Here is a 4382-nt window from a genome sequence, read left to right as displayed (position 1 = left end):
GGGCAGCGTGACGTAGCGCGGCTCATTGAGCCGCAGGTCGGTGGTGATGATGGCCGGCAGCGTCAAGGACAGGGTTTCCATTCCGCCGTCGACTTCACGCATGACCACGGCCTTGCCGTCGGCCACATCGACCTTGGACGCAAACGTGGCCTGCGGCCAGCCCAGCAAGGCAGCCAGCATCTGGCCGGTCTGGTTGCAATCGTCGTCAATCGCCTGCTTGCCCAGAATCACCAGTTGCGGCTGCTCCTTGTCGACCAGCGCTTTGAGCAGCTTGGCCACGGCAAGCGGCTGCAGCTCTTCGGTCGTCTCAACGAGAATGGCGCGGTCAGCGCCGATTGCCATGGCGGTGCGCAAGGTTTCCTGGCACTGCAGCACGCCGCAGCTGACAGCGATAACTTCGGTCGCAACACCTTTTTCCCTGAGCCGTGTCGCCTCTTCGATGGCAATTTCGTCAAAGGGATTCATGCTCATCTTGACATTGGCGATATCGACACCGGTGCCATCGGATTTGACGCGGACTTTGACGTTGTAGTCGACCACACGCTTGACGGGTACCAAGACCTTCATGACTGGGCTCCAGATTCAGTTAATTGACGTTGACGTAAACGTAAGCTCTGCATTCTATGCTGCGCCATCCTGTATGAAGAGCAGTCACCCCGATGACGGAGATTAATCCATCGCGACGCGCAACCCTAAAAAAGAACGACCGTTCGTTTTTATTATAAGTAGTTTATGCAAGCTAATTAGAGCATCCTGTCAACACACTGTCCTGCGGGCGTCAGTTGCCCCCGCGCCTCAGGCAGGCTTGAGTTCTTCAGCCGCGCTGGCGCGGGTGTGAATCACCCTTTGCGGGTATGGAATGTCGATGTGATGCTCGCGCAGCGATTTCAGTATTTCCAGGTTGATCAGCGACCGCAGGTTCTGCTGGCCATTTTCAGGGTCGGCCATCCAGTAGTTCAGAGTGAACTCCAGACCGTCCGGGCCAAAATTGGTCAAATTGGCACCGGGGCCCGGATCGTGCAACACGCGCGACTGCTTCAGCGCGGCCTCGCTGAGCAGCCGCATCACCAGTTCAACATCGCTGTCATAACCCACCGACAGGACGGTGGACTGCAGCACCTGAGTGTCGGTCAGGGACAGGTTCTCGATACGGCTGCTGATGAACATCTCGTTGGGAACAATTGATTCGCGCCCTGATGCCGCACGCACCACCGTATAGCGGGCATTGATGTCGGTGATGCGCCCTTCGAAGGTGTCAACACGCACGTTGTCCCCGATGCGCACGCTGCGCTCAGCCAGCATGACAAAACCACTCACATAACTGGCGGCCAGTTTTTGCAGGCCGAAACCGATGCCCACGCCCACCGCCCCGCCAAGCACTGACAGGGCCGTCAGGTCAATCCCCACCGACGACAACGCCAGCAACAACCCGACAAACATCAACACCGCGCGGGTGGCGTTGCTGACCGCCTTGCGCAGCGAAAGCTCACCGCCGGTGGCCGAACGCAGCAGCCGGCCTTCTATGGCGGACGAAATCCAGAGCGTGATCAGCAGCACCACCCCGGCCGTCAAGGCGCCTTCGATCATGGTGCGCACGGAAATCAGCGAGCCCCCAACCTTCCATTTGATGTCGTCCAGCTCGTCCAGAATCACTGGCAGCAGACCGCTGACCCAGAGCACCATGGCAATCCAGGCCAGCCACGAAATGCTGCGCTCCAGCGCACGCACCACGGGCGCATTTTTGAACGCCACCTGAAGCACCTTGACGCCCAGGCGAATCACCGCCAGGGCCACCAGAACCGGCAGCGCCACCTTGAAAACGGCCAGTGGAAACAGGCGGGTCAAAAGAATCTCGGCAGCATAAGCGAAGGCCAGCAGCAACAGCGGAAACAAGACGCCGTCGATAACGCGTCGGCCAAAAAGGATGGACGCCTCGCCGGCCAGACGGCGCGCGCGACTGATCACATGCACCACCAGCCAGGCCAGCAAAACGCAGACGATCAACGCACCCAGCTCGGTCAGGGCGCTCGGCCGGGTCAGCGCAGCAAACCAGCCGTCCAGCCCCTCAATACGGGTTGGCGGGATCAAGGATCGGAGAGTCACGGCGCTGGCGCTGGCCATTGCGGCTTTCTTTTTTCGATAAATGCTTGCACGCCTTCCTGTGCGACAGGGTGCATCATGTTGCAGGCCATGGTCTGCCCGGCAAGCTGGTAAGCCGCTTCCACGCCGGTTTCGCGCTGTTTGTAAAAAAACGCCTTGCCCATGGCCAACGCTTCCCTTGGTTTCCCCAGCAGGGCTAGAACCATGTTCTCGACCTCGATGTCCAGCAGTTCCTGCGGCACCACGCGATTGACCAGTCCCCGCGCACGCGCCTCATCGGCCGTGATGAATTCGCCCGTGAGCAGCATTTCCATGGCTTGTTTGGCGGGTATGTTGCGCACCAGCGGCACGCTGGGCGTGGCGCAAAAAAGGCCGACATCGATGCCGTTGACGCCAAAGCTGGCATTGCTGCTGGCGACCGCCAGGTCGCACTGCGCCACAAGCTGACAGCCTGCCGCCGTTGCCAGGCCGTGCACCCGGGCAATCACGGGCACTGGCAGGTTCTGGATGCCGAGCATCACACGCGTGCATTGGGCAAACAGCATTTGGTAGTAGTCCAGATCGGGCTGCGCGCCCATCTCCTTGAGGTTGTGGCCAGCACAAAACGCCTTGCCCTGCGCGGCTATCACCAGCACCCGGGCCGAAGCGTCAAGCCCGATCGCGTCCAGCGCGGATTGCAGCGCTGCCAACATAGCTTCGCCCAGCGTATTGAAGCTGGCGGCGCGGTTCAGTGTCAGCATGTGCACACCCCGCGCGTCGCGAGTGTGAAGCACTGGCGGCGGCAGGCCGGAAAGCTCGGTATTCATAAAAACCCCTATAAATCAGCCAGCACCCGGATATGCGCTTCCACGCTGCGCCCCAGCGCGCTGAGGTTGTAGCCGCCTTCCAGGGATGACACGATGCGGCCCCGGGCATGGCGCCTGGCCACGTTTTTGACGCGCCCGGTGATCCAGGCATAGTCCTGCTCGTTCAGGCTCATCTGGCCCATATCGTCCTCGCGGTGCGCGTCAAAGCCAGCGCTAATAAAAATCATTTCCGGCTTGAATTCCTCCAGGCGCGGAATCCACATGATCTCGATCAGCTCGCGCACGTCCATGCCCTTGGTGTAGGCCGGTACCGGCAGGTTCACCATATTGGGTTCACGCGTGTCAGCCCCGGTGTGGGGAAAGAAGGGATGTTGGAAAAAACTCACCATGAGAATCCGCTCGTCACCCCTGATGATGTCTTCAGTGCCATTGCCGTGATGTACGTCAAAGTCAACAATCGCCACCCGTTTGAGGCCGTGGCGCTCCAGTGCGTACTTGGCTGCAATCGCGATGTTGTTAAAAAAACAAAAGCCCATGGCTTTTTGGCGCTCGGCGTGGTGCCCCGGTGGTCGCACGGCGCAAAAGGCATTTTCCATTTCGCCAGCCATCACGCAGTCGGTGGCAGCAATCACCGCGCCCGCAGCACGCAGGGCAGCGTTCCACGTGTGCACGTTCATGGCGGTGTCGGGATCAATCTGCACGTGGGCAGGGCCACCGGCCTGGATATCGTCCGCCAGCTGATCGCTCAGGCCACGAATCGCCGCAACCAGCATGCGGTCGTGGGCCAGCTCAATGTCGCCGATTGCCGCCAGTGGCGCCTTGCGCCGCTGAAGCGCATCGCCTACGCCACTAATCAACAGCCGGTCTTCAATCGCGTCAAGCCGTTCCGGACACTCCGGGTGACCCGGGCCCATCTCATGTTTCCAGCAATCTTCATGGGTGAAATAACCGGTTGCGTTCATGTCTGGAAAATTTTGTAAATAATTGCGTTATGGTCGAACGTATGCACGTCAAAGAAAAACTTCAAGCACTTTTAAATCAGCTTAACACGGTCATTGTGGGCAAGTCGGTGCAGGTGCAGGACTGCGTGGCCTGCCTGCTGGCCGGCGGTCATCTGCTAATTGAAGACGTGCCGGGCGTCGGCAAAACCACGCTCGCGCACGCGTTGTCGCGCTCCTTCGGTCTGCAGTTTTCACGCGTCCAGTTCACCGCCGACCTGATGCCCAGCGATTTGTCGGGCGTATCGGTTTACGAGCGGCAAAAAGAGAATTTTGTATTTCACCCGGGGCCGATGTTTGCCCAGGTGCTGCTGGCCGACGAAATCAACCGCGCCAGTCCCAAAACCCAGAGCGCCCTGTTGGAGGCCATGGAAGAAAAGCAGGTCACCATTGAAGGCCAGACACGCCCCCTGCCCCTGCCGTTTTTTGTGCTCGCCACGCAAAACCCCCCTGACCAGCGCGGCACCTACGCCCGGCC

General features: G+C 59.9%; 5 protein-coding genes. 1 reads left to right on the top strand and 4 read right to left on the bottom strand.

What is annotated here, in order from left to right; genetic code table 11:
- The 4 genes from HHJ19_RS13040 to HHJ19_RS13025 all read right to left on the bottom strand — a co-directional run.
- Positions 1–567, bottom strand: a 567-nt coding sequence (locus HHJ19_RS13040) for an electron transfer flavoprotein subunit beta/FixA family protein (protein WP_296908095.1), incomplete at its 3' end; no start/stop codon positions are given.
- 228 nt (positions 568–795) lie between these two features.
- A complete protein-coding gene (locus HHJ19_RS13035) occupies positions 796–2121 on the bottom strand; it encodes a mechanosensitive ion channel domain-containing protein (RefSeq protein WP_296908094.1) in 1326 nt (441 codons plus the stop codon).
- Positions 2100–2906, bottom strand: a complete 807-nt coding sequence (locus HHJ19_RS13030; protein ID WP_296908093.1) for an enoyl-CoA hydratase — start codon at positions 2904–2906, stop codon at positions 2100–2102. Before HHJ19_RS13030 ends, HHJ19_RS13035 begins: the two co-directional genes overlap by 22 nt.
- Positions 2907–2914: 8 nt before the next feature.
- Complete coding sequence (locus HHJ19_RS13025; RefSeq protein WP_296908092.1) at positions 2915–3868, bottom strand: histone deacetylase family protein; 954 nt, start codon at positions 3866–3868, stop codon at positions 2915–2917.
- A 41-nt stretch (positions 3869–3909) separates the two neighbouring features.
- Between HHJ19_RS13025 and HHJ19_RS13020 the strand changes: the two genes are divergently transcribed.
- On the top strand, positions 3910–4382 hold a 473-nt coding region (locus HHJ19_RS13020; protein WP_296908096.1), incomplete at its 3' end, for an AAA family ATPase.

The organism is Polaromonas sp. (assembly GCF_012927415.1).
Taxonomy (GTDB): domain Bacteria; phylum Pseudomonadota; class Gammaproteobacteria; order Burkholderiales; family Burkholderiaceae_C; genus Polaromonas.
The sequence above is the reverse complement of the archived record's forward strand: the minus strand, read 5'-3'. Positions and strand labels throughout refer to the sequence as shown.